The sequence below is a fragment of the Mesorhizobium sp. M7A.F.Ca.CA.001.08.2.1 genome (genome assembly GCF_003998455.1).
In the GTDB taxonomy this organism is placed as follows: domain Bacteria; phylum Pseudomonadota; class Alphaproteobacteria; order Rhizobiales; family Rhizobiaceae; genus Mesorhizobium; species Mesorhizobium ciceri.
Map to the genome: position 1 here is coordinate 1 of NZ_RZPW01001475.1, position 441 is coordinate 441.

Annotated in this window: 1 protein-coding gene; it reads right to left on the bottom strand. The window is 61.5% G+C overall.

Features of this window, described 5'->3' with window-relative positions; translation table 11 throughout:
• Window positions 1-441 (bottom strand): MipA/OmpV family protein (locus EN914_RS38065; RefSeq protein ID WP_164779309.1); only part of this gene is annotated, 441 nt, incomplete at both ends.

Consider the following 441-nt stretch of genomic DNA (forward strand, 5'->3'; position numbering starts at 1 on the left):
TGTCCAGCTGCGCGAATATTTCGGCCGGACCGAACTTCGCCGCTGCCTTCACGCCGACCGTCGCGCCCATGTCGACATCCCCCAAGCCGCGCAGATGGTCGGAGTCGTCTTCCTTGCGGCCCATGTCATAGCCAAGCCGCGCGCTGAAGGCGAACGGTCCTTGTTCATAAACGGCGATGTTGGCACCAGTCGGATCGATCGTCACCGTGTCGAGGAATGTCGCCGTGACGAAAGGCACCGGCATGATCTTGAATTCATTGCTGCCCTCGTATTTGGGGACGATGATGGCGCCGCCGCCGAGCACGACGTGCCAGTCGGACAGTTTCTGTTCGAAGCGCCCGAAACGGGAAGGCTCGGGCGGCAGGGTAAAATCATCGGAATTCACCGCAATGGCGTCTGCCGCCAGCGCGCCGTCCGAATGGGCTGAAAGCAGGATTGCCA